Origin of the sequence: Vibrio taketomensis (assembly GCF_009938165.1) — a bacterium.
In the GTDB taxonomy this organism is placed as follows: domain Bacteria; phylum Pseudomonadota; class Gammaproteobacteria; order Enterobacterales; family Vibrionaceae; genus Vibrio; species Vibrio taketomensis.
The window spans coordinates 2,493,874-2,520,333 of sequence record NZ_AP019649.1; the positions used below are offsets into that span (position 1 = coordinate 2,493,874).

The window sequence follows — 26,460 nt, forward strand, 5'->3', positions numbered from 1 at the left end:
AGAATAATTCCTACCTCAATAATAGGTCAGGATTACACTGAGCTTATTTTCCCATATCCACACCACGATGTTTAGACAATAATGACCAGATATGGCTTACGCGCCCGCGTTATTACCCTTACTCTAGCGCCAACCCTCATCATTGGCTTACTTCTCAGCGCTATTTTTTCTTTTAACCGCTACCATGACTTGGAACGCCAAGTGGTTAATTCTGGTCTAAATATTATTGAACCATTGGCGATTGCCAGTGAAGATGGACTAAAGAATAATAGCCGTGAGTCAGTGCGTAGAATTATAAGCTACGCCCACCGCAAAAACTCCAAGTTTGTGCGCAGTATTGCTGTGTTTGATTACAACCATGAGCTGTTCGTAACCTCAAACTTTCACCCTAACTTTGAGTCGTTGACCTTTCCGCGCAATGAACCGATTCCGCTGTTAGTTACCTCAGATTTACATGACAATACTCTACTGCTTCGAGCTCCTATCATTAGTGAGGCGGGGATCGTTTCTAGCCCGAGCGGTAAAGAAAATAACCCAGCGTTAGGGTACATTTCTATTGAGCTTGACCTCTCATCACTGCGTCTTCAACAGTACCAAGAAGTCTTTGCTTCTTTCTTGGTTTTGATGACCGGTCTTGGTCTCTCGGCATACTTTGCCTTCCGTTTGATGCATGATGTTACCCGACCAATCCGCCATATGAAGAATATGGTCGATCGCATTCGTCGTGGTCATCTCGATGTGCGGATTGAGGGCAAAATGCATGGTGAGCTCGATCAGCTCAAAAATGGTATCAACGCCATGGCGGTGTCACTGTCCGAATACCATGTAGAGATGCAGCATAGCATCGACCAAGCGACTTCCGATTTACGTGAAACCTTAGAACAACTTGAGATTCAAAACGTAGAGCTCGATATTGCCAAAAAACGTGCTCAAGAAGCGGCGCGGGTAAAATCGGAGTTCTTAGCCAATATGTCTCATGAGCTGAGAACACCACTGAATGGTGTGATTGGCTTTACCCGTCAAATGCTTAAAACTCAGTTGACCAATAGCCAAGCCGATTACCTGCAAACCATCGAAAAATCGGCCAACAATCTGCTCAATATCATCAATGATATTTTGGACTTCTCGAAACTGGAAGCGGGTAAATTGGCGTTAGAAAACATTCCATTTGAGCTGCAAGAAACGTTGGAAGAAGTGGTCAGTCTTCAAGCCACCAGCGCCCATGAAAAGGGATTAGAAATTACACTGAAGATCGATCCTAAGGTGCCTATGGGCGTCGTCGGCGATCCGTTGCGTATTCAGCAAGTACTCACTAACCTCGTTGGTAACTCAATCAAATTTACTGAACGCGGCAACATTGATATCAGTGTGGAGCTACGTTCACAAAAAGAAAACCTCATCGAGCTGCAGTTTATGGTGCGCGATACTGGTATTGGTATATCAGAACGCCAACAAGCCCAGTTATTCCAAGCCTTTAGTCAAGCAGATGCGAGTATTTCTCGCCGTTATGGTGGTACCGGCCTTGGTTTGGTCATCACTCAGAAACTCGTCAGCCAGATGGGCGGTGAAATCAGTCTTACCAGTCGTTTGCATCAAGGTTCCACTTTCTGGTTCACCTTGCGTTTGCAAGCCACTGAAATACCGATGTTAGACAATCTAGAGTCCAGTGCACTAAATCAACGTTCGCTGCTACTGATTGAACCTAACATGCAAGCCGCATCGATTACTCGTCAAATGCTGGTTCAGCATGGATTAGTGGTCACTTACCGCTCTTCAATGCCAGATGAGATCGAACGTTTTGACTATGTGCTCCTTAACTTGGCTCCAAACCGATCGAATGAAATCAGCAAGGTTGAAGGCCTAGTAGAGAAAGCGCTGCTTTGTGCGCCACACGTCGTGGTAGGCACTCCAAGCACCATGTTGGCGCTCTCTGATTACTTGATTCAAAAATATCAAATTCATTGTATTACCAAGCCACTATCGCGTAAGAAGCTGTTGCAAACACTCGCAGCCAATCAAGAGAGTTTGCCTGAGATCAAACAAGAAGTGGTGTACAACGAAACACTGCCTCTTACGGTCATGGCAGTGGATGACAATCCAGCTAACTTGAAACTGATTGGCGCCTTACTCGAAGAGCGGGTTGAACGGGTGATATCATGCAATAGCGGTCAAGATGCGGTGAAACAAGCACAGCAACGCCGCTTTGATATCATTTTGATGGATATTCAGATGCCACATATGGATGGTGTCACTGCGTGTAGCAAAATCAAGCAAACCACCCTCAACGCGAACACGCCAGTGATTGCCGTCACAGCCCACGCAATGAGTGGTGAGAAAGAAAGACTATTGCAAGCTGGCATGGATGATTACCTCACCAAACCAATTGAAGAGCACGTTCTGCAACAAGTACTGATGCATTGGAATCCCAATGCGAAACATGATGAGTTGCTCAAACTTGAATTGCCGCTACAAGGTGACGTAGTCGTACAAAGCAGTGATGCACATCAAGAGTATAGCAATATCATCATTGATTGGCAGTCAGCACTTAAGCAAGCCGCCAACAAAGAAGATTTGGCCAAAGACATGCTACAAATGCTGATTGACTATATTCCTGAGGTCAATCAGGTGGTGGAGCAAGCATTAGAGCAAGATGAAACCGACTTAGAATTGTTGATTCACCACGTACACAAGTTACATGGTAGTTGTTCATACTCAGGCGTACCTCGGTTGAAAAAGTCTGTGCCACGATTGAAAAAGCGCTTCGTTCAGGGCAAAGCATTGAAGACATCGAGCCTGAGCTATTTGAACTGCAAGACGAGATGGAAAAAGTCACAGCCAGTGCCGAGCCTTATCTTAGTTAATAGTTTCAGTGACAAAAAGAGCGCCATCTAGGCGCTCTTTTTTTGCTTCAACAGTTAGTGCTCACTAACAGCTAGCATTCATAAATAACCGTCGCAACGGCGTAATGACGCTCATCGGAGATCGACACATGCACATTGGCTACCGACATTTTTGTTGCCAATTCCAACGCCTTATTACGTAACGTGAGTACTGGCTTACCCAATTCATCATTGCCAATCATAAAGTCCTGAAAAGATACGCCCATAGCTATGCCAGTGCCGAGCGCTTTTGACGCTGCCTCTTTGGCAGCAAAACGCTTAGCTAAAAAACGCCCTTGCTGCTTACTTTGATGAAACGCCTTCATCTCATCAGCGGTAAGAATGCGCTCAGCAAATGCGACACCAGTACGAGCCAGTGCTTTTTCAACTCGCTCAATTTCTGCGATGTCTGTACCTAATCCGACAATAGCCATAACTTATTTGCGCGCTTCAACCATTAAAGCTTTCATCTCGCGCACGGCTTTTTCTAAACCATCAAATACCGCACGACCAATAATCGAGTGACCAATATTAAGCTCGTAAATTTCAGGAATCGCCGCAATCGCCGAGACATTGTGATACGTCAAACCGTGACCCGCGTTAACCATGATGCCCAAACCCGCAGCATAACTTGCGCCAGCCGCAATGCGTTTTAGCTCAGCCTGCTGCTCGGCTTCAGTTTCTGCATCGGCATAGTGACCTGTATGCAATTCAATAAATGGTGCACCACAAGCTTTTGATGCATCAATTTGCGCTCGGTCAGCATCAATAAACAGCGAGACTTTAATCCCTGCAGCCGTCAGTTTCTCAGTTGCTGCTTTCACTTTTTCTAGCTGACCAACCACATCCAAACCGCCTTCCGTGGTTAACTCTTCACGCTTTTCTGGCACTAAACATACGTACTCAGGCTTAGTTGCGAGTGCAATATCCACCATCTCATCCGTAACTGCCATTTCAAGGTTCATGCGTGTTTGCAGCGTTTCAGCCAAAATACGCACATCGCGATCTTTGATATGACGACGGTCTTCACGTAGGTGAATGGTAATACCGTCCGCCCCTGCTCGCTCAGCAATTTCCGCTGCATGCACTGGATCTGGGTACTTAGTACCACGTGCGTTACGAAGGGTTGCGATGTGGTCGATATTCACACCTAGGTAAATTGAGCTCATGTCTAAATACTCCTTGCTCTAGAAACTCGTGAAATAAAGAGTTCTCTACTTTTTAATGGTTTGCCACCAAGATAAGGTTTTAACGCAATACGTGTAAATCGCTTAGCAGCTTGTAATTGGGGTTTAGTAATAAACCTACGTTCACTGATCGCAATCAGTTCATCACCTTTAAAGGTCAAATTGTCCAATCTAACCGACGCGATAAACCCTTTTTGTTCACGATAGCGATAAGTCATGTTTGGGTCTATCGGTTCACCAGTACCTGCACAATGCAGGAAATCAACACCATAGCCCATTGCAGACAGGAGTGCTAGCTCAAAACGGCGCAAAGCAGGCTCTGGGTTCTCCGCCTGAGCAAGCTCGGTCAATGCATGTAAGTAATCATGAAATAACCCTGGCATTGGCACTTCAGCCATCAGCACTCGGCCAATCAGTTCGTTAACATACATGGCGGAATATAGGTTGATACCCGTAAGAGGTAAGCCAAGGCTAATGGGCTCCGCTTGACGTAACGTTTTCATCGAGCCACTGCCTGACCACTTAAGCAATAGTGGAGTGAATGGTTGCAATGCCCCTTTAAGGTTGGAACGTTTACTGCGCGCACCTTTGGACATAATCGAGACACGACCATACTCCTCACTGAAAACATCGAGAATCAAACTCGACTCACTGTAAGGGCGACGATGCAGCACAAAGCAACGTTGTAAACCGTCTGCGGACATAGATTCCTTTACTTGTAACAAAAAGGAGCCAAACGGCTCCTTAGTATTGATTGGGAGCGAAGCTCAATAGCTTCACTGCATTACAAATCGTCGATATAACCTAGCGAGCGCAATGCACGCTCATCATCAGCCCAACCTGATTTCACTTTAACCCAAGTTTCTAGGTAAACCTTACGGCCAAACAGCTCTTCCATGTCCAAACGCGCTTCGCGACCGATGGTTTTGATCTTTTCGCCACCTTTACCGATCACCATTTTCTTCTGACCACTACGTTCAACCAAGATCAACGCATTGATATGGAAACCGTCAGTCTCAGGGTTGTAATCGAAACGCTCGATTTCCACTGTCACAGAGTAAGGCAGTTCTTCACCGGTAAAACGCATCAGTTTTTCACGCACGATTTCCGACGCCATAAAGCGCTGAGAACGATCTGTTACGTACTCTTCTGGGAAATGGTGTACCGCTTTTGGTAAGTGCTCACGCACATGCTTACGCAGTACTTCAATGTTCTTACCGTGTTTCGCTGAAATTGGCACAACATCGACGAATTCCATCTTCTTCGACAGATCCATCATATGCAGCATAACGTCGTTACGGTCAGCGACCACGTCGACTTTGTTAACACAAAGCACAACTGGGAAGTTCGCGTTACGTAGTTTGTTTAGCACCATCTCATCGTCGTTGGTCCAGTGTGTACCATCAACCAAGAAAAATACTAGGTTCACATCACTCAGTGATGAGCTAGCAGCGCGGTTCATCAAGCGGTTGATAGCACGCTTTTCTTCAATATGAAGTCCTGGGGTATCAACATAAATTGCTTGGTAATCGCCGTCAGTATCCACGCCCATAATACGGTGACGTGTGGTTTGTGGTTTACGTGAGGTAATCGAAATCTTCTGACCCAGAATGCGGTTCAGCAGGGTTGATTTACCTACGTTAGGACCAACAATCGCAACAAAGCCACAGTGTTGGTTTTCCGGTGAGCTGGTTGGTTGCTCATTGCCCGACGCAAAATATGCATCGATATCAAATTCGTTGTTATCTGAATCAGCCATTGGTCAATTGCTCTAGTGCTGTTTCCGCAGCCGCCTGTTCTGCCTTGCGACGACTGGTACCTTTGCCGATCACAGGTGCTCCGATACCTGCAACTTCACACGAAACCGTAAACTCTTGGTTGTGTGCTTCACCTTTAATATTAGTCACTGTGTAAACAGGCAGCGGTTTTCTGCGACCTTGAAGGAACTCTTGAAGGCGAGTTTTCGGGTCTTTCTGCGATACACCAGGCTTGATTGCTTCTAGGCGAGATTGGTACCAGCTCAGCACGATACCGCGAACCGTTTCTAGGTCACTATCTAGATAGATAGCACCAATGATGGCTTCGACAGCATCAGCTAAAATTGAGTCACGACGGAAACCGCCACTTTTCAACTCACCTGGACCTAATTTTAAGTAATCTCCTAAAGCGAATTCACGCCCTAGTTCCGCCAATGTGTTACCTCGCACCAGCGTTGCACGCATGCGGCTCATATCCCCTTCATTCACTTTTGGAAAGCGGTGATAGAGATCATCAGCAATAACAAAACTTAAAATTGAATCGCCCAGAAACTCAAGACGTTCGTTGTGTTTACCATTGGCACTGCGGTGAGTCAGTGCAAGGTTAATAAGCTCAGCTTGCGTAAAGCTATAACCGAGCTTTTCTCTAGTAATGCGATTGGAGAATTCATGCTCTCTCGTTAATCAATTTAGTCATCTCTTTAATAAATGATGTTGCCACCAAGCAGCATATCAGCCAAGTCGCAACATCAGATAGATTCAAGATTTAGTTAATCCCACCAATGCGGTTGAAACGCACACCGGTAGGAATCCAAGTTGGTAGGACGCTATCTTCACCGCGTTCGAATTCGAAGCTGATCCAAATACCTACGGCCTTACCCACTAAGTTTGCTTCTGGAACAAAACCCCAGTAGCGACTGTCAGCGCTGTTGTCACGGTTATCACCCATCACAAAGTACTGACCTTGAGGAACAACCCATTCACTTACACCAGGACGCGGATAGTATGCATCTACACGGTCACGACGTAGTGGGTTGATCAAAATTTGGTGCTGCTCTTTGCCCAACAACTCATCCATTTGAATCATTGGCACGCCATTTTGAATAAATTCGCTTTCTTCAACGTTAAATAGTTTTACTGGCTTACAGCTATGCTCACCGGCTTTTTTGATGCAGATTTGTTTATCAGCACCGTAACGCACGGTATCACCAGGTAGACCTACCACACGTTTAATGTAGTCGATGCTTGGTTGAGGTGGGTATTTAAATACCACCACATCACCACGCTCAGGTTTACCCACTTCAACTAACTGTGTACGCCATACCGGATCTTTTAAACCGTAAGCGTACTTTTCAACCAAAATAAAATCACCAACCAATAGTGTTGGCATCATTGACCCTGATGGAATTTGAAACGGCTCGTAAACAAACGAACGCAGTACCAAGACAAAAGCAATCACTGGGAAAATCGATACGCTGTTTTCAATCCACCAAGGCTGAGCTTTGATTTTTTCAATCGCCGCAGAATCTAAACCGTTGGTTTGAGCTTCAACCGCGGCTAATTTTAGCTGACGTTTTTTTGCAAAAACCAACTTCTCTAGTGCCCATACAATGCCCGTAACTAACGTAACGAGAACTAGGATAAGTGAAAACGTATTTGCCATTGACTTCCCTTACTTTCAAAAACACGAAAGTGAAAGAGCCGAAACCCTTTCACTTACTTTGATCATAACGTTGAGCAAATGCCCAATTTATTAATCTTTACCAACATGAAGAATCGCTAGGAACGCCTCTTGAGGCAGCTCTACGTTACCGATCTGCTTCATGCGTTTCTTACCTTCTTTCTGTTTCTTCAACAGTTTCTTCTTACGGCTCACGTCACCACCGTAACATTTCGCCAGTACGTTTTTACGTAGCTGTTTAACCGTTGAACGTGCGATGATGTGGTTACCGATTGCCGCTTGAATTGCGATATCAAACATTTGGCGAGGAATGAACTCTTTCATCTTCTCAACCAACTGACGACCACGTGTTTGCGATTGATCTTTGTGAGTGATCAATGCCAATGCATCCACTTTGTCACCGTTTAGCAGTACGTCTACACGTACCATGTTTGACGCTTCAAAGCGTTGGAAGTTGTAGTCTAGTGATGCGTAACCACGAGACGTTGATTTCAAACGGTCAAAGAAGTCTAGTACTACTTCCGCCATTGGAATGTCGTATGTCACTGCCACTTGGTTACCGTGGTAAACCATATCTACCTGAATACCACGTTTTTCAATACATAATGTGATTACGTTACCTAGGTAGTCAGATGGCACTAGAATATTACAACGTGCGATTGGCTCACGAATCTCTTCAATATCGTTCACCGCTGGCAGTTTCGCTGGGCTATCTACGTAGAAAACTTCACCGTCAGTTTTTTCAACTTCGTAAACTACGGTAGGCGCCGTGGTGATCAGATCAAGATCGTATTCACGCTCAAGACGCTCTTGAATGATTTCCATGTGCAGCATACCTAGGAAACCACAACGGAAACCAAAGCCTAATGCCGCCGAGTTTTCTGGCTCGTAGAATAGCGATGCGTCGTTTAGGCTTAGTTTACCTAGTGCATCACGGAAGTTTTCGTAATCGTCAGATGATACTGGGAATAGACCCGCATAAACCTGAGGTTTTACTTTCTTAAAGCCTGGTAATGGTGTTTCGCTGCCGTTTTTCGATAGCGTTAGCGTATCACCTACTGGTGCGCCTAGGATGTCTTTGATACCACAAACAACCCAACCTACCTCACCGGTACGTAATACGTCGGTGTCAACTTGCTTCGGCGTAAAGATACCTAGACGGTCTACACCCCAAGTCTGGCCCGTGCTCATTACTTTGATCTTGTCGTTCTTCTTCAGTACGCCGTTTTTAATACGTACCAGAGACACAACGCCAAGGTAGTTATCGAACCAAGAGTCGATGATTAGCGCTTGAAGTGGCGCATCCGCATCACCTTCTGGTGCTGGAATCTTAGCCACGATAGTTTCTAGAACATCATCAACACCGAGGCCAGTTTTCGCACTACAACGCGTTGCGTCAACAGCATCGATACCAACGATATCTTCAATTTCTTCTGCTACACGCTCAGGATCTGCTGCAGGTAGGTCAATCTTGTTAAGGATTGGCACTACTTCAAGATCCATTTCGATTGCGGTGTAACAGTTAGCAAGAGTCTGTGCTTCTACGCCCTGACCTGCGTCAACCACCAATAGTGCACCTTCACATGCAGCAAGAGAACGAGATACTTCGTATGCGAAGTCTACGTGTCCTGGAGTGTCGATGAAGTTAAGCTGGTATGTTTCGCCATCTTTAGCCGTGTAGTTTAGAGTCACACTCTGTGATTTGATGGTGATGCCACGCTCACGTTCTAGATCCATTGAGTCAAGAACTTGCTCTGCCATTTCGCGATCGGTTAGACCACCACATACTTGGATCAGACGGTCAGATAGGGTCGACTTACCATGGTCGATGTGGGCGATAATCGAAAAGTTACGAATGTGCTTCATGATTTGGGGTGACTAAACTCTTTAAAATAGGACATAAGAAAGCCGTCGTTTGACGGCATTTCAATCAAGTTGGCAGATTCTATCCAATTTTGATACCCAAGTCACTTGAGTATTTCACTGGATAGGCTCTCCCAATACTCTTAATAATATGACTTGTTGCGAGGATTGTCGCTCAAGGCGGTGCGCAAAGTGTTTTGCCAACAAAATTCCACCAGCGGTAAATAATGCAGAGACCAAAATTACCAGCCCCTCACCACCGCCAATCATTGGTGCTAACCATAAATGCGCCAAAACAGCTCCGAGGATTAATGCCAGTAACGGCGTGATATAAACCACCGCCGCTGACTGCAATAAACTCTTCTCAGCCATGCCAATTTCTACCACTTGACCGACTTTCACCGCTTGCTGCGTAAATAGATGCCAGTGCAGGACTTTGCGTCCAACGGCTTTTGATACAATCCCTGTGCCGCAACTTTTTTGCGAGGAGCAGCTGGAGCAGCTAGTTTGCTGCTCACAACTTAATTCCACATCGTACCCTGATGATTTTCGCGTGACGTTAGAAACCGTCGCGAGTGCTGTCATCATAGAATTATTTCTCTTGCGTTGGATTCACTTTGACTGATTGAGCGATACGTTGCGCAGTTGCTGGCGGAATGTCACCAACAACCGAAATCTCAACGTCTCCGCGTACAGACGTATGCAACGTGCGGCGACCTTGACGCACGATCTGCCCTTTCAGTGAATGGCTGTCACGTGGCGATACATAAATAGAGAAGTTAAACAGCCCGTCAGTATACATTTGACTCTCAACCATGCGGTCAGTTACAGCCATACGATAACGGTTTAGCTCTGTCGCTTCAAAGCCACTCGGAATCCAGCCTGCACTCCAAAACGACTGTTTGACTTCACCTTTTGGCAATGAGATCACCGGAGGCAATTTCACCCCTTTTAGGCCACTCAAAATCTCCGCAATATGGTCATTCACACTGTATGAGATAGCGCGGTATTGCTCGAGAACTTCACCATCACGATCAATAAGATCGGCACGCAATGGTAATTTGCTCTTTTCATCAACCCAAAGCACATAGCTGTAACGTAAGCCATCTTTTGGCACGATGCGCAGCACCTGGCATGCAGCTCCTGCTTCTCGCGCTCTACCTACTTGAATAAAGTCATAGTTATCATTTAGGTGAGAGATATCGCTGTTCAGCATCGGGAACGTTGGCGCGACCATATCCGCCGACTCGATCGTAAATGGGTCAACACCCGGCTCAATGTAGCTCACTTCGTCGCCACGACGAATTACTTCTCGAATAGGTCCACTAAGATAAACCAGATGAGCAAAATGCTCTTGTCCGTCACGAGCATGACGATAAAGCAATGGTTCAATACTGTTTTTCTTAATCAGGATATAAGAGATCTCGAAATTAAGTTGCTGACTAGCCTCGTTCATTTGATGCAACAAGGCCTCTGCTGGTTTTTCTTCAGCAAAGGCCATCGGAGACGTCAAACTGAACAGTGTCAGCGCACTGATCAGAAATTTTTTCATTCAACTACCGTATCTAGATCGTTGTCTGCTTCACCAACCGATCCACTATGAAGTCTAAGTTGCAGCTCGTAATCTTGCAGTAATGCGTTAATACGACGGCGTTGTTCTTGCACATTCAGTGAGTTTTTAGACGAATTCGCTTCATCACGAGTAAGACTCACAGGTTCCGCACTTCCAGAAAATGGAATGGTTTGAAGTACTGGAATTTGATCCGCTTCAGCTGTTGGGTTTTCACCATATTGTTGAACACCAAGTACAACAGCCAGTGAGACACAAGCGGCAATCCCCACCTGACCCAACTGGGTAAGCCAGTTAGGTAACGTCCAAGCTGCTGATTTCGGTGTCGGCTGAGCTTCAAGACGCGCAGTCTCAATACTCGTGACTTTATCTGCAGTATAGACACTATGAGCTGGTTCATTTTCTAACGCTAAAGCTACGCTTTCAGCAATATTCCACTCAGGCTTTGCTGGTGCATCACCACGAAGAACATCACCAATTAAATGATAGTTCTTCCAGGCTTCTAAGCCTTGTTGATCGTTTTCAAGCTCCGCAATTAAAGCTTTATCGATCAATTCTCCATCCATGAGTGCTGAAAGTTTCTCTTTGTCAGCCATTATTTTCACCATAAATGTTGCGACTAGCGTTGTAAAAGCGGTTGAATTTTCTTCTCTACCGCTTCACGTGCACGGAAAATACGCGAACGTACTGTTCCTACGGGGCAATCCATGACTGCAGCGATCTCTTCGTAACTCAAACCATCAAGTTCTCGCAGAGTCATTGCAGTTTTTAAATCATCAGGCAATGCATCTATCGCACTGAAAACTACCTGTTTCAATTCCTTGGACAACGTTAAGTTCTCAGGGTTCGATATTTCTTTTAATGCACTGCCATTTTCGTAATATTCAGCTTCTTCAGTGTCCACATCTTGCGTTGGAGGCCTGCGGCTTTGGGCCACTATGTGGTTCTTCGCAGTATTAACAGCGATACGATATAACCAAGTATAAAATGCGCTTTCGCCACGAAAACTAGGTATTGCTCGATAAGCTTTAATAAATGCTTCTTGCGCTACGTCAGGGACATCACCAGGATTGCTCACATAGCGGGAAATAAGGTTGCACACTTTGTTTTGATATCTCAAAACGAGTAAATTAAATGCTTGCTTATCTCCACTCTGAACTCGCTCAATTAATACTTGATCGGTCAGCGGCTCGTTCATTCGAGCGTTTACTCCTATCGTTCTATCTCATAACCACAGGTGGTGAGAATTAATTGTGCAAAATGTAGTATTGACACCACTGCTTACTTGAGCACTATTGTGACCTCGTAAAGAAATGAAAGTTCAAAATAAATTCATTTATTCTTAGCTAGTGATAAGTCAACGACCTTAGTTGCTAGATTGTGAGGACGAAATGAGCGAAAAGCAACGACAATAAAGCACAATTACGGTGCAGGGAGTGTTAATATTGTTGTTAACAAAAGTTTATAGCGTGAACGCACGCTTTGATTATTTAGGACAATAAAGAATTTTATGAACGCAAACCGTGAACATCAATGTGATGTACTTGTGATTGGCAGCGGAGCTGCTGGTCTGTCATTAGCGTTGCGTGTTGCCGAGCACGGCAAAGTCATTGTGTTAAGTAAAGGACCACGCAGTGAAGGGGCAACATTCTACGCTCAAGGCGGCATTGCCGCTGTATTTGATGAGTCTGATAGCATCGACTCACATGTTGAGGATACGCTTATTGCTGGCGGTGGAATCTGTGAAGAAGACACCGTTAAATTCATCGCTGAGAACGCGAAAGAATGTGTGCAATGGCTAATTGATGGTGGTGTGCCTTTTGACCGTGAAGACAATGACAGCGATGAAGCACCGCGTTACCACTTAACGCGTGAAGGTGGTCATAGCCATCGCCGCATTTTGCATGCTGCAGATGCCACTGGCATGGCGATGCAAACTTCATTGCAAGATAACGTTCATAATCACCCAAATATCACCGTTCTTGAACGCCATAACGCACTTGATTTGATCACCGAAGAGAAAATCGGTGGTGACAATAAAAAAGTGGTAGGTGCCTACATCTGGAACCGTAACGAAGAACATGTAGAAACCGTTCGCAGTAAATTCGTTGTATTGGCAACAGGTGGCGCATCAAAAGTATACCAGTACACGTCAAACCCTGACGTGTCGTCTGGTGATGGCATTGCGATTGCTTGGCGTGCAGGTTGTCGCGTCGCGAACTTAGAGTTCAACCAATTCCACCCAACTTGCTTGTTCCACCCAGAAGCACGTAACTTCCTACTTACAGAAGCATTACGTGGCGAAGGTGCTTACCTACGCCGTCCTGATGGCTCACGCTTTATGCCCGACTTTGATGAGCGTGCAGAACTTGCACCGCGTGATGTCGTAGCACGTGCCATCGACTTTGAAATGAAACGTCTTGGCGCAGACTGCATGTATGTTGACATCAGCCATAAGCCAGCCGATTTTGTCCAAAAGCATTTCCCAACTATCTACACTCGACTGATGGATCTTGGCATCGATATGACCAAAGAACCTATTCCAGTGGTACCTGCTGCACACTACACCTGCGGCGGTGTCATGGTAGACCAAGATGGTCGTACCGATTTAGATAATCTGTATGCGATTGGTGAAGTGAGCTATACCGGTTTGCATGGTGCTAACCGAATGGCATCAAACTCACTACTTGAATGTGTGGTTTATGCATGGTCAGCATCGAAACATATTTTGGCTAACATCGACAACGTCGCTATGCCTGCATCACTACCACATTGGGATGAGAGCCAAGTAAGTAATAGTGACGAGGAAGTGGTGATTCAACATAACTGGCATGAACTGCGCCTATTTATGTGGGATTACATGGGCATTGTTCGTACTGACAAACGTTTAGAGCGTGCACTACGCCGTATTCAACTGCTGCAACAAGAAACGCACGAGTACTACAGCAACTTCCATGTTTCTAATAACCTACTTGAACTGCGTAACCTGCTACAAGTCGCTGAGTTGATGGTGCGCTGTGCGATGGAACGTAAAGAAAGTCGTGGCTTGCATTACACTCTCGATTACCCAGATCAGCTGGAAAATAGTGGTCCAACTATTTTGGTTCCAGAGAAACTCAAGTAAACAAAACGCAAAAGGAGCCTTCATGGCTCCTTTTTTAATAGCATCAATAATTGCCAGTAATGTTCTTCATCCACACTATCACGCCAGATGAAATGCCAACCACGGTGAACACTTAATATAATCACAAGCTCAGAAAATACCAGCCATGCACGCCGGTAAGTGTAGCAACCAAGCTCTGTTTGCACTCGTCCATCAGGATAAACAGCAATATCGCCAACTAAGCTGGCGGCCAATAAACCATCGCGACGATAAGTAAAAACAAGTTGAATCAACAAGTAGGCAGTCACCACTAGTGGAATATCACTAATGATCAATAAACAACAGGCCAACACCAGAAGAATGGTATTGGCCTGAAAAGAATAACGACTGGATGTGAGTCTACACTTAACGCACTTTACTGAGGTTATGGGCGACAATTTTATCTACCATCGAAGCATGGCTTAAATTTTCACTGCGACCGTGCCCCATCACCCAAGTGAACAAATCCGGATCATCGGATTCCAATAGGGAAACAAAATCTCGTTGTTCAGTCTCGCTTAAAGCATCAAAGCACTCTTCGAAAAACGGCATGATAACCACGTCCAATTCCAACATACCACGACGACATGCCCATTTAATACGCGCTTTTTCTTCTGCGGTGTACATTCTCATTCCTCACCTGACATATTGGTTAAACCTGAGTGTAACAAGCCTGCCTATTTGCCTCTACTATATCAATCACACTAGTGTCACAGTTTTGGTAGAATAACAAATATGGGCAACACCTTGTGATAGGTGTTACACGCACCCATGTAAAGAGATAATGAGTTCGACAAAATGCAATTTTGCACTCAAGGTGTTACAACTACATTTCGTATCAACGCAAACATATCAAGGTACAACTATGGATTGGCTTAACGACTTCACTCCCCTTTCGCATACTGCAAGCGAAGCGCTCCCTGAGCTAATGCTGACCCATTTACCATCTTGGGGATTGGTAACACTGGTAGGAAATGACGCAAAATCCTATCTGCAAGGTCAAGTCACTTGTGATGTGGTTCAACTCGATAAGTCACAATCAACTTTTGGTGCTCATTGTGATGCGAAAGGTAAAGTGTGGTCGGTATTCCGTGTGTTCCACCATCAAGGGGGTTACGCATTATTTGAGCCGCAATCTGCACTAGAAAAACAGCTGGCTGAAATCAAAAAATACGCGATTTTCTCAAAAGTAGAGATCAAGCAAAGTGAAGATATTCTCCTAGGCCTCATCGGAACCCAAGCACAATCCGTGATCGATCAGATGAGCGAAGAAACCGGTGATGTTCGTACAGTGACTGGCGGTACGGCGGTTAAGATTGATTCACAGCGTTGGCTGTTAGCGCTCGATGCAGAAAATGCAGCTGAATTTGCGCAGCAAACAGGGGCATTAAAAGTCAACGAAGCGATTTGGCGTCGTTTTGACATTGAAGCAGCGCTACCGATTGTTGAACAAGCAGAGCAAGGGGAGCATATTCCTCAAGCACTCAACGTTCAGGCTCTAGATGGAATTAGCTTTAAGAAAGGTTGTTACACGGGTCAAGAGACCGTGGCCCGCGCTAAGTACCGTGGCATCAATAAGCGCGCAATGTACATTGTTAAAGGTTACACCGAACAAGAACCGGCACTACCAGCCAACCTTGAACGCGCTGTGGGTGATAACTGGCGCAGTGCAGGTCAATTGCTGGCGCACTATCGTTTTAGTGATGGTGAAACCATTGCATTGGCCGTATTACCAAATACTTTAGAAGCCGATACCCAGCTACGCTTAGCTGAGCAGCCAAGTGCTCTTTGGACCATGCAACCACTACCGTACACACTTGATGACGAATAGTGCCTTGCAAACCAAAGTCACCGTCTATTTAGATGTGCAGCAGGTGCAATATCGCCTGTTGCCGCATGCAACACCTGCCGTAAGTGTTGCTGATGCTGCGCAGCAGCGTGGTATCCGCCAATCACAAATGGTCAAATCCATCCTACTACGCGATATGAGCGACCTATTTGTATTAGCTTGCGTACCGGGAGATAAATCAGTCGATCCTAAAAAAGTCCGATCACTGCTTAACAGTCGCCGCATGACCTGTGCCGATGCATCAACCATCGTCGAACTGACTGGCTATCAAGTTGGCACCGTCACCCCATTACTACTTCCTCAACCCATGCCCATCATTTTTGATTCTCGATTGCTTCAAGAGCCGGAAGTGACCATCAGCAGCGGAAGTCATTTGGCTGGCGTCGCGCTTAATTGCCAAGATCTTATTAAGCTCTGCAAACCAACCCTCGCTGATATATGTCGATAATGATCACCATTCAACTTTAATCACAACACTGCATTACATAGTTTAGCGACACAGATCAAAGTTAATGGTAAGAGCTGTGATTCTTTTTTATTCACAATATCAGCATAAGTAGTCATTGGTGTTTTTTTATTCTATTCTAAACCAACTGTTAACACGCCCTGCGTTTTTTGGGGTTCACTCCGCTAAATAGCGGCTTCCCCCCTTCACCAATGTTGTGTTGTCAGTACTAAGTGAATACCTGATTTAAAGGGTTATCCACTTTTGTGTAATGCATCTAGACTATTCGCCCGCCTGTATGGGCTTTTTTATCAAAAATTTACATTTATCTGTCTCGGCATCCCTTTTCATCGGCTATTCTTAATTTTGTCATATGAGCTTGTTTTAATAACCTGCAGTTCGAACAAAATGACAAAGCAATAATGAGCAGAGAATCACGAAAATATTAGGAAATGCCTGCATATTTGCTTACGGCAACACAATTATCCACATTGTTACAATTTGCCGTATTTTCCCCTATAAGAATCACATTTTTTCCAGAGGGAAATTCGTATAATTACTAAGCTTGCTAAACATGAAGGATAATTTTATGAGACTGTTTAAGCGCTATACACCAAGTATGATTGCTAAACACGTAAGTCGACTATTTAAGGGACGAATCTATATTTACGGCATCGGTAAGTTTGAATTTGATAATGGAAAACTTATCCTTCCGGAAAGAGCAGAGCGAAGACACTTTCAAGCAGTAAAAGAAGTGAATCAAGAGATCATGAAGTTACGTTGCGCTTATGCTTGATGTGCAGAAATATTCAAAAAAAGGTTGGCGAAAGCCAACCTTTTTACATTACACATCACAAGATATGCTAAATCGAAGAAATCGAGCTTTTCGCTAGATTAGGTAAATCACCTTTCAAGCCCAAAGCACGTTTCATGATCTCATCTTTAGCGCCGGGAAGTTGACCAGCAAGCTTCATACCGATACCACGAATCAATTTTTTCGCAGGGTTATCGCCTTCAAACAAATCTTTAAAGCCTTGCATAGCCGCAATCATTTTCGCCGCCTCTGCTTTACGCCAGCGCTCGTAGCCCCGTAAGTTACGTTTACTACCAATATCTTGCCCTTGTTGCCATAACGTCAGAATCTCCTGCGCGAGACTCGCAGCATCTAACAAGCCAAGGTTAACCCCTTGCCCTGCCAAAGGATGAATGGTATGCGCAGCATCACCGACTAAAGCAACACGCTCAGTGACAAAATCTCGTGCGTAACGCATCTTCAGAGGGAATGCAAAACGCTCCCCGACAACCTCACACATACCAAGACGAGCGTCAAATTCTGCGGTTAGTGCCTTATTGAAGTCATCTTTGTCCATCGCCACTAAACGCTCTGCACGGCTAGGCTCGGTAGACCAAACGATTGAGCTCATTTGGCTATTACCCATAGGTAGGAAAGCCAATGGCCCTTGCGGGGTAAATATTTGACGAGCAACTTGCTCGTGTGGCTCTTGTGTCCATACATTGGCAACGATTGCGCTATGACCATAATCCCAATGTGTTAAAGGAATATCTTGTTGGCGACGCACCCATGAGTTAGCACCATCAGCACCAATCACCAATTTGGCAGTAAGCGACTGACCATTCGCTAAGGTCAGCCATGCTTCACTTTCACCAATGGCTAATGTTTGGCACTGCGCGGGCATTAACATCGTCACGTTGCTCTGCTTTTGCACTTGCTCCAATAATGCCAACTGAATGACACGGTTTTCAACAATATGACCAAGGTTGGGTTGCGCCAGTTTTTGTGCATCAAATTCGATACGCGCAAAACTATCTTGCTCCCACACTTCCATTGCCATATATGGGGCAGCACGACGGTCGATAATACCTTGCCAAGCACCAAGATTACGCAGAATGGTTTCACTAGATCGGCTCAACGCTGACACTCGAACATCTGGCAAGTCATTTAAATCTTGTTCTGGTTCACGACTTTCAATAACCGCAATTCTCAGCTCTGAATCCTTTAAAGCTGCGGCCAGAGCCAGGCCAACCATACCACCGCCAACTATTGCAATATCTACACTTTGCATCATATTTTTCTAATCCTTTGGCACTAGCGTGCCACTAAACCTAGTGTTCTCAGTAATAGCGGAGATTTTAGCTGCGGAACATTGTCCATCATGGCTAACCCCAAATTGCGCCCAATGCGCATGGTGAGATAATCGTTGGAGAACAGGTGTACCAACGAAGAAGTCATCTCAATCGTTCGTGTACGATCTTCCACTCGACGATGTTTAAATTGGCTCAAGACCGAATAGCGACCAACATCATCAAGTGATGATACAAGCTCTTCTGCTAAACTCATCACATCACGAATGCCCAAATTAAAGCCTTGTCCAGCGATGGGGTGGAGTGTTTGTGCTGCATTACCAACAATCGCAAAACGATGAGATACATTGTTCTCACGATAACGCAATAACAACGGATAGCTCGCTCGCTCGCCCACTTCGGTCAATTGCCCTAATCGCCAACCAAACTCAGTTTGTAAGTTCAATAAGAACTCGGCATCACTCAAGCCCAACACTTTTTTGGCTTGCTCTGGACGCAAACACCAAACCAATGACATTCGGTTGTCACTCATCGGCAATAGCGCGACTGGTCCTTGATGAGTAAAACGTTCAAATGCTCGACCATTATGCGCTACTTGAGTGCGAATATTTGCAATAACTGCGACTTGGTTGAAATCATGTTCGCGCAGCGACATGCCGATTTGCTCACAACAAGCAGAAATCGCACCGTCAGCCGCGACCAACAATTGGCACTGAAGTTGTTCCCCATTATCTAACGTCACCACATTGTGGGTCTGTAGGCGCTCAATATCTGTCACTGAGTTAGGACATAACAATTCGATCTGTGAGCTCTGCATCGCTTTGTGGTGATAAATACGCCCTACATCCGCCAGTTCAACCACATAACCCAACGCGCTAGCCGCAATATCTTGGCAATCTATGTCTGTCATGCCTGCATGCGATTGATCCGAAACGTGAATATGCTTGATTGCCGTTGCGACAGGCTCAATCTGCTGCCACAAATTCAGTTGCTGTAGAATCTGCACCGTTCCATGGGAAAGGGCTATTGAACGAGAATCAAAACCAGGATGTGCCTGATGGTCAACTTGATAAGCTTCGACAACCGCAACACGAAGCTTTCCGTGCGCTAAACTATCAATCGCCAGCGCCAAGGTCATACCGGCCATTGCTCCGCCTGCGATAACGACATCAAACTGCTTCATGACGTAACCCAATTAGTGGATTGTTGGATTTGATTCTACCTGCGCTGGTTTTTGACCAAACTCAGCATGAATCGTCAACACGCACACTTTAATGTGCTCAATTACTTGTTCTAATAAAACGGCTTGTTCTTGTAAGTCATCGTCTTCATCGATGCCCAACTTGGCCATTTCTTCCAAATCAGAGAGTGCTTCTTTTGCTTGGTTTGAGGCTTGCTTTAGGTTCGCATTTATCAAGCCAAGACCAGAGATAAAGTGATTAATCCAATCAGCAACACCATCGGCCATATCAAACAAGCTTGCACTCGCTTCTTCATCTGGCAGTAATAGTGACAACTCCATATCAGTGCCAGTCAGTTCTTTAATTGTTGCATCTAAGGTTTTTTGCGCCTGTTGCAACGCTTTATCTGGCCAACCCATACCTTCATTGGTGTAGTCAAAAATCAGCGGTTGCCAGCTCTTATCCGTTAAACTTAAACCGCCACTTAACATGCCGGTCAACAAACCGTGTAGCTCTGAAGGATTGACCGCCAAGCCTGCAGATTGCATTTCACTTGCGAAAGTTAAGTAATCTGGAAGGGTAATGTTACTCATGGATAAACCTAATATTGCAAAATAATAGCTAATCCTACCATTTTGATGGTTAGGCGAAAATCTACATCAAGACAATAATGAGCGTGTTTTACACAATTTGCCCAATTACTGTGTGATTGCCCTTTGTTTTGCCTCTGTTACACGGGAAACACTTGAATCTTAACAAGGCTTTTTCTATAGTTTCCCCCTCGGTGATGGTCTGCATTGTCACCTTAATTTAAGTGTAGAGTGGATATGAGTAGCCAAGCGGTAGAAGTTGAAATTTTAGGTAAGTTAACTCGCGTTAACTGCCCAGCGGGTCAGGAAGAAGCGCTGCTTCAAGCTGCCAAACGACTGAATGATCGTTTGAAGGACATGACCGATAAAACAAAAGTGACCAACGAGGTACATTTGTTAACGATCGCTGCGTTGAACTTCTGTTACGACCTCGAAACTCGTGATTCAACTACTCAACAACACAATGAATTGCAAATGCAATTGAATGAGCGCATGGAAAAGCTCACCGCGTCACTTGATGACGCCTTAAGTAAAGTACCGCAGGGAAAGGCACAACCTTTAGCTTAAAAAAATATTCTTGATTGTTTTGCACGACTAAACTTAGCCAATACGCTACAATCGAGATCCCGATTTACCCTGGAGTGTACGTTAGTGGGATTACGTCCCTGAGCCGATAAGCAATCCTTAAGGGTTAGTACTTGGAGGCTATTGAGCAAGCTCGGCTCGTACCGAGAAGCCTACGGTCACCATTGCTGATCCGCCTTGAACCAGCTGGTTCAAGGGTCAAAATCTCCAACGGCACTCTGGGGTATCCTTCGATACCCTGTTAACCTCGGGTAATCGCATGACTCTCTCAAGACAAGAATTTCGTCAACAAGTTCGTCAACTCCGCCAACAACTCCCTCAACACTTTCAGCAACAAGCTGGTTTAACACTGATTGAGCAATTCGCCTTATTGCCGGAGCTAAAATTCGCGCAACATATTGCACTTTACCTCAGCGCTGATGGTGAAATTGACACGAATCCACTGATTGATTGGTTGTGGCAACAAGGCAAACAAGTCTATTTGCCGGTTATTCATCCTTTTTCTAAAGGACACTTGCTGTTTCTTCACTATCAACCGGAAACAGAAATGGTGCTCAATAAGTACCGTATTCTTGAGCCGAAATTAAAACAGCACCTCATCCGTCCTCTGTACCAACTCGATCTTATATGCACACCACTCGTCGCCTTTGACTCCACCGGACATCGACTCGGGATGGGGGGAGGCTATTACGATCGAACCCTACAACCTTGGTTTGAGAGTCAGCGAGGACCAAAACCAATTGGCCTGGCTCATGACTGTCAACATGTCAGTAAATTACCAATCGAAGCTTGGGACGTGCCACTACCAAAAATAGTGACACCGAGCACAATATGGCAATGGGAAACTGCAGTCTGAGGGTATATAATCCGCCGCGCAAACGTTAACTTCCATCCAGTTAGGAGATGAGCATGACTCAAGATGAAATGAAAAAAGAAGCGGCTTGGGCTGCACTTAAGTATGTAGAGAAGGACAGCATTGTAGGTGTCGGTACTGGCTCTACTGTAAATCACTTCATCGATGCGCTTGGCACAATCAAAGACGATATCAAAGGCGCAGTTTCAAGCTCAGAAGCATCAACTCAACGTCTAAAAGATTTAGGCATTGAAGTATTTGATTGCAATGATGTAATCAAGCTAGACATCTACGTTGATGGCGCTGATGAAATTAATGCTCATCGTGACATGATCAAAGGTGGTGGTGCCGCACTGACGCGTGAAAAAATCGTTGCCGCGATCTCTGATAAGTTCATCTGTATTGTAGATGACACCAAAGCAGTCGATATTCTTGGCCAATTCCCACTACCAGTTGAAGTTATCCCAATGGCTCGCTCATACGTGGCGCGCGAACTAGTAAAACTTGGCGGCGATCCTGCTTACCGTGAAGGCGTGATCACTGACAACGGTAACGTGATTCTTGATGTGCACAATATGCAAATTGTGAATCCGAAAGAAATGGAACGTGCAATCAACGCTATCGCTGGTGTTGTCACGGTTGGTTTGTTTGCAGCTCGTGGCGCGGATGTGGTTATTACCGGTACACCTAACGGTGCCGTAATCCAAGAGTAATCACTCTCTCATCCCTCAACAGAAGCTCGAATCGAGAGCGCTAATTCTGTTATTTGATTACAAGCGACGCCACTATGGGGTCGCTTTTTGCATTTTTCCGAGCCAAAAATCGATTTTATTCTGTAATTTTCTTACCCAAACTGCTTTTTTTTTGTTAACTTATTGAACAGAAGACGCACAAGGAAAACGTTTGCGTTACTAAATTAGGGTGAGTGAACACTCTGTTTAGCCCATTCAGCAATGTGCGCCAGTTAAGCCCCCTTTTCCCATTTTAAGGACAGAATAATGGCCAAAGTTTCACTGGAAAAAGACAAGATCAAAATTCTCCTGCTTGAAGGTCTACACCCATCAACCGTCGAGGTACTACAGGCAGCAGGTTACACTAACATCGAATACCACAAAGGTTCCCTATCAGATGAGGACCTATTGAAGGCGGTTAAAGATGTGCATTTCATTGGTATCCGTTCGCGTACCAATCTTACTCGTGAAGTTATTAATGCAGCAGAAAAGTTGGTTGCGATTGGTTGTTTCTGTATTGGTACCAACCAAGTTGACCTCAATGCCGCTGCGGTGCGTGGTATTCCGGTATTTAATGCTCCATTCTCTAACACTCGTAGCGTAGCTGAATTGGTGCTCGGTCAAATCCTACTATTGCTTCGCGGTATTCCAGAGAAAAACGCTCTTGCTCACCGTGGCATTTGGAAAAAAAGCGCAGATAACTCATATGAGGCACGTGGTAAACGTTTGGGTATCATTGGTTACGGCCACATCGGTACGCAACTTGGTATTATTGCTGAAAACCTTGGTATGCGTGTTTACTACTACGATATCGAAAACAAGCTATCACTTGGTAACGCAACGCAAGTACCAACACTAAGCGAACTGCTCAACAAGTGTGACGTTATTTCTCTGCATGTTCCTGAAACACCAGAAACCAAAAATATGATGGGCGCCGAAGAGTTTGCCCGCATGAAGCCAGGCTCGATTTTTATCAACGCGGCACGTGGTACGGTGGTTGATATCGAAGCGCTTTGTCATGCATTGGAAGCTGGGCATATTTCTGGCGCTGCGGTTGACGTATTCCCAATCGAACCGGCAACCAATAAAGAAGCCTTTGAATCACCGCTACAGAAATACGATAACGTGATCCTAACTCCGCACGTGGGTGGTTCAACTCAAGAAGCTCAAGAAAACATCGGTGTGGAAGTGGCTGGTAAACTGGCGAAATACTCAGACAACGGCTCAACACTCTCTAGTGTTAACTTCCCAGAGGTTGCACTCCCAGAGCATCGTGACTGCTCACGCCTACTTCATATTCACCAAAACCGACCAGGCATTTTGACCCAAATTAACACCATTTTCGCAGAAGATGGTATTAACATCGCTGCTCAATACCTGCAAACAGCGGCCGATATCGGTTATGTAGTGATTGAAGTTGAGACTGAGCGTTCAAAAGAAGCACTGGCAAGACTGAAAGGGATTGAAGGCACCATTCGTGCGCGTATCCTGCATTAATTAATGCTTTGATGAACAAAAAAACCACCGCGAGTTCGGTGGTTTTTTATTTTCGGTAGAATGCAATTTTATGGTTTCAACGCCCGTTCGCCGCGAGCAATTCCCACCACGCCACTACGCGCGACTTCAATCACTTCGGTGACTTCAGACATAGCTTCAATAAACGCATCCAACTTATCGCCAGCACCCGCCAATTGCACCGTGTATTGCGACGCCGTGACATCAACAATTTGCCCACGGAAGATGTCCGCCGTACGTTTCACTTCAGCACGAGCAAAACCACTCGCTTTCACCTTCACCAACATCAGTTCACGTTCGATATGCTCATGTTCGGTGACTTCTTGAACTTTGAGTACATCAATCAACTTGTGCAGTTGCTTTTGGATCTGCTCAATTTCCATATCGTCAGAAATGGTGGTGATATTCAAACGTGATAGTGTTTCATCGTCCGTCGGTGAAACCGTCAAGGATTCAATGTTGAAACCACGTTGAGAAAACAGCCCCACAACTCGAGAAAGCGCACCTGGCTGGTTTTCTAATAACAGTGAAATAATATGTCTCATTAGGTACGCTCCGTCTTGCTTAGCCACATCTTATCCATACCCTCGCCTTTAATTTGCATTGGGTATACATGCTCAGTTTCGTCTACGTTGATATCAACAAACACCAAACGATCTTTCATCTCAAGTGCGCGTTTTAAGCCGTCTTCAAGTTGATCAGGTGTCTCAATACGAATACCTACATGACCATAAGCCTCTGCAATAGCGGCAAAGTCGGGTACCGAACTCATATAAGAGTTAGAATGGCGTCCTTGGTAAATAATGTCTTGCCACTGTTTTACCATGCCTAAGAAACGGTTATTTAGATTAATAATCTTCACGGGAATGTCGTACTGCATTGCCGTCGACAACTCTTGAATATTCATCTGAATACTGCCATCACCGGTAACAACCACCACTTCTTCTTCCGGCTTGGCAAACTTCACGCCCATACCTGCTGGCAAACCAAAACCCATGGTGCCAAGACCACCGGAATTGATCCAACGGCGCGGTTTATTAAATGGATAGTACAACGCCGCAAACATTTGATGCTGACCAACATCCGATGCAACATACGCATCACCATTAGTCAGTTTATGCAATGTTTCGATAACTTGTTGCGGCTTAATACGCTCAGGAGAGGTTTCATAGCGTAAGCAGTTTTTATCTCGCCAAGTTTGGATCTGATCCCACCAAGAGTTCAATGCTTGCTCATCATTGGTACCACCTTGCTCCACCAGCAAATTCACCATCGACTCTAAAACTTTTTCTGCCGAGCCAACGATCGGTAAATCGGCTTTAACGTTTTTAGAAATAGAAGAAGGGTCAATATCGATGTGCATCACTTTGGCATTTGGGCAGTATTGCTCCAAATTGTTGGTGGTACGGTCGTCAAAACGCACTCCAATACCAAAGATAAGATCCGCTTCATGCATCGCCATATTGGCTTCATATTTACCATGCATACCAAGCATGCCAAGCGAGTTCTTATGTGTACCAGGAAAAGCCCCCAATCCCATCAGCGTACTCACTACAGGTAGATTTAGCGTCTCAGCAAGTTTAAATAGTGGCTCATCCGCACCAGAAATAACCGCACCACCACCGACATACAACACTGGCTTTTTCGCCTCAAGCAGTGCTTTAAGAGCTTTCTTAATTTGCCCTTTATGTCCGCTCGTCGTGGGCTTATATGAGCGCATCGTAATTGATGATGGATACTCATAAGGGAATTTGAACTGTGGATTAATGACGTCTTTCGGCAGATCAATCAGCACTGGGCCAGGTCGCCCAGTTGTTGCAATGTAAAAGGCCTTTTTGACTGTTTCAGGAATATCTTCTGCTTTTTTCACCAAAAAACTGTGTTTTACGATCGGTCTAGATACCCCGACGATGTCACACTCTTGAAACGCATCATTACCGATTAAGTTGTTCGGCACGTTACCCGAGATAACAATCATTGGAATTGAATCCATATACGCAGTCGCAATTCCGGTAACGGTATTGGTCGCACCAGGACCAGAACACACCAACACAACCCCAGGCTTACCAGTAGCACGCGCGTAACCATCCGCCATATGCGTGGCGGCTTGCTCATGACGAACGAGGACGTGTTTGATTTGGTCGGTTTTTGCATGAAGAGCATCGTAGATATCCAAAACGGAACCGCCTGGATAACCGAAGATTTGTTCAACGCCTTCTTCGATAAGAGATTGCACAACCATCTCATTACCGGACAACATTGCTGCCATATTGTTCTCCTTATCTGCTTCCAACGAATCAGGTCAATGCGTTGGGCAGTTAATCACATAGTCTAGGGCTTACTTTTAGCCTATTAGAAAGACTTCCACTTCTTCTCTATGCCTTGTGTTCGGTCATAACAAAACACAAGATACGGCAACAAATGTAACGCTTTATTTTCAATGATGCTATTGCGACACTTCTCGCAATATTTATAAAACTCCAGAAAAACTCACTTTTTAAGATAGGTACTCAGAACAAAGGATAATAT

25 protein-coding genes, 1 other RNA gene and 2 pseudogenes are annotated in these 26,460 nt (G+C 45.1%); 10 read left to right on the forward strand and 18 right to left on the reverse strand.

Going from position 1 to position 26,460, the window contains the following annotated elements:
• The first annotated feature begins 81 nt into the window (after positions 1 to 81).
• Positions 82 to 2,861, forward strand: a pseudogene (gene barA / locus Vt282_RS11455) (two-component sensor histidine kinase BarA).
• Between the two features lie 71 nt (positions 2,862 to 2,932).
• Here barA and acpS read toward each other — a convergent pair.
• The 11 genes and pseudogenes from acpS to rpoE all read right to left on the reverse strand — a co-directional run bounded on the left by acpS (position 2,933) and on the right by rpoE (position 12,135).
• Entirely contained in the window at positions 2,933 to 3,313 is a 381-nt protein-coding gene (acpS, locus tag Vt282_RS11460; RefSeq protein ID WP_162063431.1) for a holo-ACP synthase, read from the reverse strand.
• Positions 3,314 to 3,316: 3 nt separating this feature from the next.
• The gene (gene pdxJ / locus Vt282_RS11465) at positions 3,317 to 4,048 is read right to left on the reverse strand and encodes a pyridoxine 5'-phosphate synthase (protein WP_162063432.1); all 732 of its coding nucleotides are present in this window, start codon (positions 4,046 to 4,048) and stop codon (positions 3,317 to 3,319) included.
• A gap of 2 nt (positions 4,049 to 4,050) precedes the next feature.
• On the reverse strand, positions 4,051 to 4,770 hold the full coding sequence (gene recO / locus Vt282_RS11470; RefSeq protein ID WP_162045606.1) for a DNA repair protein RecO: 720 nt from the start codon (positions 4,768 to 4,770) through the stop codon (positions 4,051 to 4,053).
• A gap of 80 nt (positions 4,771 to 4,850) precedes the next feature.
• Entirely contained in the window at positions 4,851 to 5,825 is a 975-nt protein-coding gene (era, locus tag Vt282_RS11475) for a GTPase Era (RefSeq protein ID WP_162063433.1), read from the reverse strand.
• Positions 5,818 to 6,494, reverse strand: a pseudogene (gene rnc / locus Vt282_RS11480) (ribonuclease III). The gene era and the pseudogene rnc overlap by 8 nt, the downstream one beginning before the upstream one ends.
• Before the next feature lie 95 nt (positions 6,495 to 6,589).
• Positions 6,590 to 7,486 (reverse strand): signal peptidase I, encoded by an 897-nt coding sequence (lepB, locus tag Vt282_RS11485; protein WP_162063434.1) that lies wholly within the window; start codon positions 7,484 to 7,486, stop codon positions 6,590 to 6,592.
• A 90-nt stretch (positions 7,487 to 7,576) separates the two neighbouring features.
• A complete protein-coding gene (lepA, locus tag Vt282_RS11490) occupies positions 7,577 to 9,370 on the reverse strand; it encodes a translation elongation factor 4 (protein WP_162045602.1) in 1,794 nt (597 codons plus the stop codon).
• 114 nt (positions 9,371 to 9,484) lie between these two features.
• Entirely contained in the window at positions 9,485 to 9,955 is a 471-nt protein-coding gene (locus tag Vt282_RS11495) for a SoxR reducing system RseC family protein (protein ID WP_162045601.1), read from the reverse strand.
• A 4-nt stretch (positions 9,956 to 9,959) separates the two neighbouring features.
• The gene (gene rseB / locus Vt282_RS11500) at positions 9,960 to 10,919 is read right to left on the reverse strand and encodes a sigma-E factor regulatory protein RseB (RefSeq protein ID WP_162063435.1); all 960 of its coding nucleotides are present in this window, start codon (positions 10,917 to 10,919) and stop codon (positions 9,960 to 9,962) included.
• Positions 10,916 to 11,545, reverse strand: a complete 630-nt coding sequence (locus Vt282_RS11505) for an RseA family anti-sigma factor (protein ID WP_269472555.1) — start codon at positions 11,543 to 11,545, stop codon at positions 10,916 to 10,918. Before Vt282_RS11505 ends, rseB begins: the two co-directional genes overlap by 4 nt.
• 11 nt (positions 11,546 to 11,556) lie before the next feature.
• Positions 11,557 to 12,135 carry an RNA polymerase sigma factor RpoE gene (gene rpoE, locus Vt282_RS11510; protein WP_162063437.1) on the reverse strand — a complete coding sequence of 193 codons (579 nt, stop codon included), beginning with the start codon at positions 12,133 to 12,135 and terminating at the stop codon, positions 11,557 to 11,559.
• Positions 12,136 to 12,447: 312 nt separating this feature from the next.
• Here rpoE and nadB point away from each other — a divergent pair, with 312 nt between their 5' ends.
• Positions 12,448 to 14,061: an L-aspartate oxidase gene (nadB, locus tag Vt282_RS11515; RefSeq protein WP_162045597.1), complete on the forward strand. Its 1,614-nt coding sequence runs from the start codon at positions 12,448 to 12,450 to the stop codon at positions 14,059 to 14,061.
• Positions 14,062 to 14,081: 20 nt separating this feature from the next.
• Here nadB and Vt282_RS11520 read toward each other — a convergent pair whose 3' ends face one another.
• Both Vt282_RS11520 and Vt282_RS11525 read right to left on the reverse strand, forming a co-directional pair.
• Positions 14,082 to 14,393 carry a hypothetical protein gene (locus Vt282_RS11520; RefSeq protein ID WP_332057962.1) on the reverse strand — a complete coding sequence of 104 codons (312 nt, stop codon included), beginning with the start codon at positions 14,391 to 14,393 and terminating at the stop codon, positions 14,082 to 14,084.
• 52 nt (positions 14,394 to 14,445) lie between these two features.
• Positions 14,446 to 14,706, reverse strand: coding sequence for an FAD assembly factor SdhE (locus Vt282_RS11525; protein WP_162045595.1), 261 nt, complete (start codon positions 14,704 to 14,706; stop codon positions 14,446 to 14,448).
• 238 nt (positions 14,707 to 14,944) lie between these two features.
• Between Vt282_RS11525 and ygfZ the strand changes: the two genes are divergently transcribed.
• From ygfZ to Vt282_RS11540, 3 genes are all read left to right on the forward strand, one after another.
• Positions 14,945 to 15,910: a tRNA-modifying protein YgfZ gene (ygfZ, locus tag Vt282_RS11530; protein ID WP_162063439.1), complete on the forward strand. Its 966-nt coding sequence runs from the start codon at positions 14,945 to 14,947 to the stop codon at positions 15,908 to 15,910.
• A complete protein-coding gene (locus Vt282_RS11535; protein ID WP_162063440.1) occupies positions 15,900 to 16,376 on the forward strand; it encodes an aminoacyl-tRNA deacylase in 477 nt (158 codons plus the stop codon). Before ygfZ ends, Vt282_RS11535 begins: the two co-directional genes overlap by 11 nt.
• 586 nt (positions 16,377 to 16,962) lie before the next feature.
• Positions 16,963 to 17,169: a DUF1107 domain-containing protein gene (locus tag Vt282_RS11540; RefSeq protein WP_162045592.1), complete on the forward strand. Its 207-nt coding sequence runs from the start codon at positions 16,963 to 16,965 to the stop codon at positions 17,167 to 17,169.
• A 67-nt stretch (positions 17,170 to 17,236) separates the two neighbouring features.
• Here the strand turns inward: Vt282_RS11540 and Vt282_RS11545 are convergent, their stop codons facing one another.
• The 3 genes from Vt282_RS11545 to Vt282_RS11555 are packed head-to-tail and all read right to left on the reverse strand — an operon-like array spanning position 17,237 to position 20,250.
• Positions 17,237 to 18,460 (reverse strand): FAD-dependent 2-octaprenylphenol hydroxylase, encoded by a 1,224-nt coding sequence (locus Vt282_RS11545; protein WP_162063441.1) that lies wholly within the window; start codon positions 18,458 to 18,460, stop codon positions 17,237 to 17,239.
• Positions 18,461 to 18,480: 20 nt separating this feature from the next.
• On the reverse strand, positions 18,481 to 19,659 hold the full coding sequence (gene ubiH / locus Vt282_RS11550) for a 2-octaprenyl-6-methoxyphenyl hydroxylase (protein WP_162063442.1): 1,179 nt from the start codon (positions 19,657 to 19,659) through the stop codon (positions 18,481 to 18,483).
• 12 nt (positions 19,660 to 19,671) lie between these two features.
• Complete coding sequence (locus Vt282_RS11555) at positions 19,672 to 20,250, reverse strand: YecA/YgfB family protein (RefSeq protein ID WP_162063443.1); 579 nt, start codon at positions 20,248 to 20,250, stop codon at positions 19,672 to 19,674.
• Positions 20,251 to 20,484: 234 nt separating this feature from the next.
• Here Vt282_RS11555 and Vt282_RS11560 point away from each other — a divergent pair, with 234 nt between their 5' ends.
• From Vt282_RS11560 to serA, 5 genes are all read left to right on the forward strand, one after another.
• Positions 20,485 to 20,814 carry a cell division protein ZapA gene (locus Vt282_RS11560; RefSeq protein WP_162045588.1) on the forward strand — a complete coding sequence of 110 codons (330 nt, stop codon included), beginning with the start codon at positions 20,485 to 20,487 and terminating at the stop codon, positions 20,812 to 20,814.
• Between the two features lie 63 nt (positions 20,815 to 20,877).
• Positions 20,878 to 21,061, forward strand: a non-coding RNA gene (ssrS, locus tag Vt282_RS11565) — 6S RNA.
• Between the two features lie 30 nt (positions 21,062 to 21,091).
• A complete protein-coding gene (locus tag Vt282_RS11570; protein WP_162063444.1) occupies positions 21,092 to 21,688 on the forward strand; it encodes a 5-formyltetrahydrofolate cyclo-ligase in 597 nt (198 codons plus the stop codon).
• Positions 21,689 to 21,741: 53 nt separating this feature from the next.
• On the forward strand, positions 21,742 to 22,398 hold the full coding sequence (gene rpiA / locus Vt282_RS11575; RefSeq protein WP_162045586.1) for a ribose-5-phosphate isomerase RpiA: 657 nt from the start codon (positions 21,742 to 21,744) through the stop codon (positions 22,396 to 22,398).
• Between the two features lie 285 nt (positions 22,399 to 22,683).
• Positions 22,684 to 23,913 (forward strand): phosphoglycerate dehydrogenase, encoded by a 1,230-nt coding sequence (gene serA, locus Vt282_RS11580; RefSeq protein ID WP_162045585.1) that lies wholly within the window; start codon positions 22,684 to 22,686, stop codon positions 23,911 to 23,913.
• A 68-nt stretch (positions 23,914 to 23,981) separates the two neighbouring features.
• On the opposite strand, the gene ilvN is transcribed toward serA, so the two are convergent.
• The gene (ilvN, locus tag Vt282_RS11585) at positions 23,982 to 24,476 is read right to left on the reverse strand and encodes an acetolactate synthase small subunit (protein WP_162045584.1); all 495 of its coding nucleotides are present in this window, start codon (positions 24,474 to 24,476) and stop codon (positions 23,982 to 23,984) included.
• The gene (locus Vt282_RS11590; RefSeq protein ID WP_162045583.1) at positions 24,476 to 26,200 is read right to left on the reverse strand and encodes an acetolactate synthase 3 large subunit; all 1,725 of its coding nucleotides are present in this window, start codon (positions 26,198 to 26,200) and stop codon (positions 24,476 to 24,478) included. The genes ilvN and Vt282_RS11590 overlap by 1 nt, the downstream gene beginning before the upstream one ends.
• Positions 26,201 to 26,460 lie beyond the last annotated feature (260 nt).

What these genes read in the sequence shown, in the direction of transcription:
- acpS (WP_162063431.1), bottom strand. Translation starts at nt 3,313, where the DNA reads ATGGCTATTGTCGGATTAGGTACAGACATCGCAGAAATTGAGCGAGTT.
- pdxJ (WP_162063432.1), bottom strand. Translation starts at nt 4,048, where the DNA reads ATGAGCTCAATTTACCTAGGTGTGAATATCGACCACATCGCAACCCTT.
- recO (WP_162045606.1), bottom strand. Translation starts at nt 4,770, where the DNA reads ATGTCCGCAGACGGTTTACAACGTTGCTTTGTGCTGCATCGTCGCCCT.
- era (WP_162063433.1), bottom strand. Translation starts at nt 5,825, where the DNA reads ATGGCTGATTCAGATAACAACGAATTTGATATCGATGCATATTTTGCG.
- lepB (WP_162063434.1), bottom strand. Translation starts at nt 7,486, where the DNA reads ATGGCAAATACGTTTTCACTTATCCTAGTTCTCGTTACGTTAGTTACG.
- lepA (WP_162045602.1), bottom strand. Translation starts at nt 9,370, where the DNA reads ATGAAGCACATTCGTAACTTTTCGATTATCGCCCACATCGACCATGGT.
- Vt282_RS11495 (WP_162045601.1), bottom strand. Translation starts at nt 9,955, where the DNA reads ATGATGACAGCACTCGCGACGGTTTCTAACGTCACGCGAAAATCATCA.
- rseB (WP_162063435.1), bottom strand. Translation starts at nt 10,919, where the DNA reads ATGAAAAAATTTCTGATCAGTGCGCTGACACTGTTCAGTTTGACGTCT.
- Vt282_RS11505 (WP_269472555.1), bottom strand. Translation starts at nt 11,545, where the DNA reads ATGGTGAAAATAATGGCTGACAAAGAGAAACTTTCAGCACTCATGGAT.
- rpoE (WP_162063437.1), bottom strand. Translation starts at nt 12,135, where the DNA reads ATGAACGAGCCGCTGACCGATCAAGTATTAATTGAGCGAGTTCAGAGT.
- nadB (WP_162045597.1), top strand. Translation starts at nt 12,448, where the DNA reads ATGAACGCAAACCGTGAACATCAATGTGATGTACTTGTGATTGGCAGC.
- Vt282_RS11525 (WP_162045595.1), bottom strand. Translation starts at nt 14,706, where the DNA reads ATGTACACCGCAGAAGAAAAAGCGCGTATTAAATGGGCATGTCGTCGT.
- ygfZ (WP_162063439.1), top strand. Translation starts at nt 14,945, where the DNA reads ATGGATTGGCTTAACGACTTCACTCCCCTTTCGCATACTGCAAGCGAA.
- Vt282_RS11535 (WP_162063440.1), top strand. Translation starts at nt 15,900, where the DNA reads ATGACGAATAGTGCCTTGCAAACCAAAGTCACCGTCTATTTAGATGTG.
- Vt282_RS11540 (WP_162045592.1), top strand. Translation starts at nt 16,963, where the DNA reads ATGAGACTGTTTAAGCGCTATACACCAAGTATGATTGCTAAACACGTA.
- Vt282_RS11545 (WP_162063441.1), bottom strand. Translation starts at nt 18,460, where the DNA reads ATGATGCAAAGTGTAGATATTGCAATAGTTGGCGGTGGTATGGTTGGC.
- ubiH (WP_162063442.1), bottom strand. Translation starts at nt 19,659, where the DNA reads ATGAAGCAGTTTGATGTCGTTATCGCAGGCGGAGCAATGGCCGGTATG.
- Vt282_RS11555 (WP_162063443.1), bottom strand. Translation starts at nt 20,250, where the DNA reads ATGAGTAACATTACCCTTCCAGATTACTTAACTTTCGCAAGTGAAATG.
- Vt282_RS11560 (WP_162045588.1), top strand. Translation starts at nt 20,485, where the DNA reads ATGAGTAGCCAAGCGGTAGAAGTTGAAATTTTAGGTAAGTTAACTCGC.
- Vt282_RS11570 (WP_162063444.1), top strand. Translation starts at nt 21,092, where the DNA reads ATGACTCTCTCAAGACAAGAATTTCGTCAACAAGTTCGTCAACTCCGC.
- rpiA (WP_162045586.1), top strand. Translation starts at nt 21,742, where the DNA reads ATGACTCAAGATGAAATGAAAAAAGAAGCGGCTTGGGCTGCACTTAAG.
- serA (WP_162045585.1), top strand. Translation starts at nt 22,684, where the DNA reads ATGGCCAAAGTTTCACTGGAAAAAGACAAGATCAAAATTCTCCTGCTT.
- ilvN (WP_162045584.1), bottom strand. Translation starts at nt 24,476, where the DNA reads ATGAGACATATTATTTCACTGTTATTAGAAAACCAGCCAGGTGCGCTT.
- Vt282_RS11590 (WP_162045583.1), bottom strand. Translation starts at nt 26,200, where the DNA reads ATGGCAGCAATGTTGTCCGGTAATGAGATGGTTGTGCAATCTCTTATC.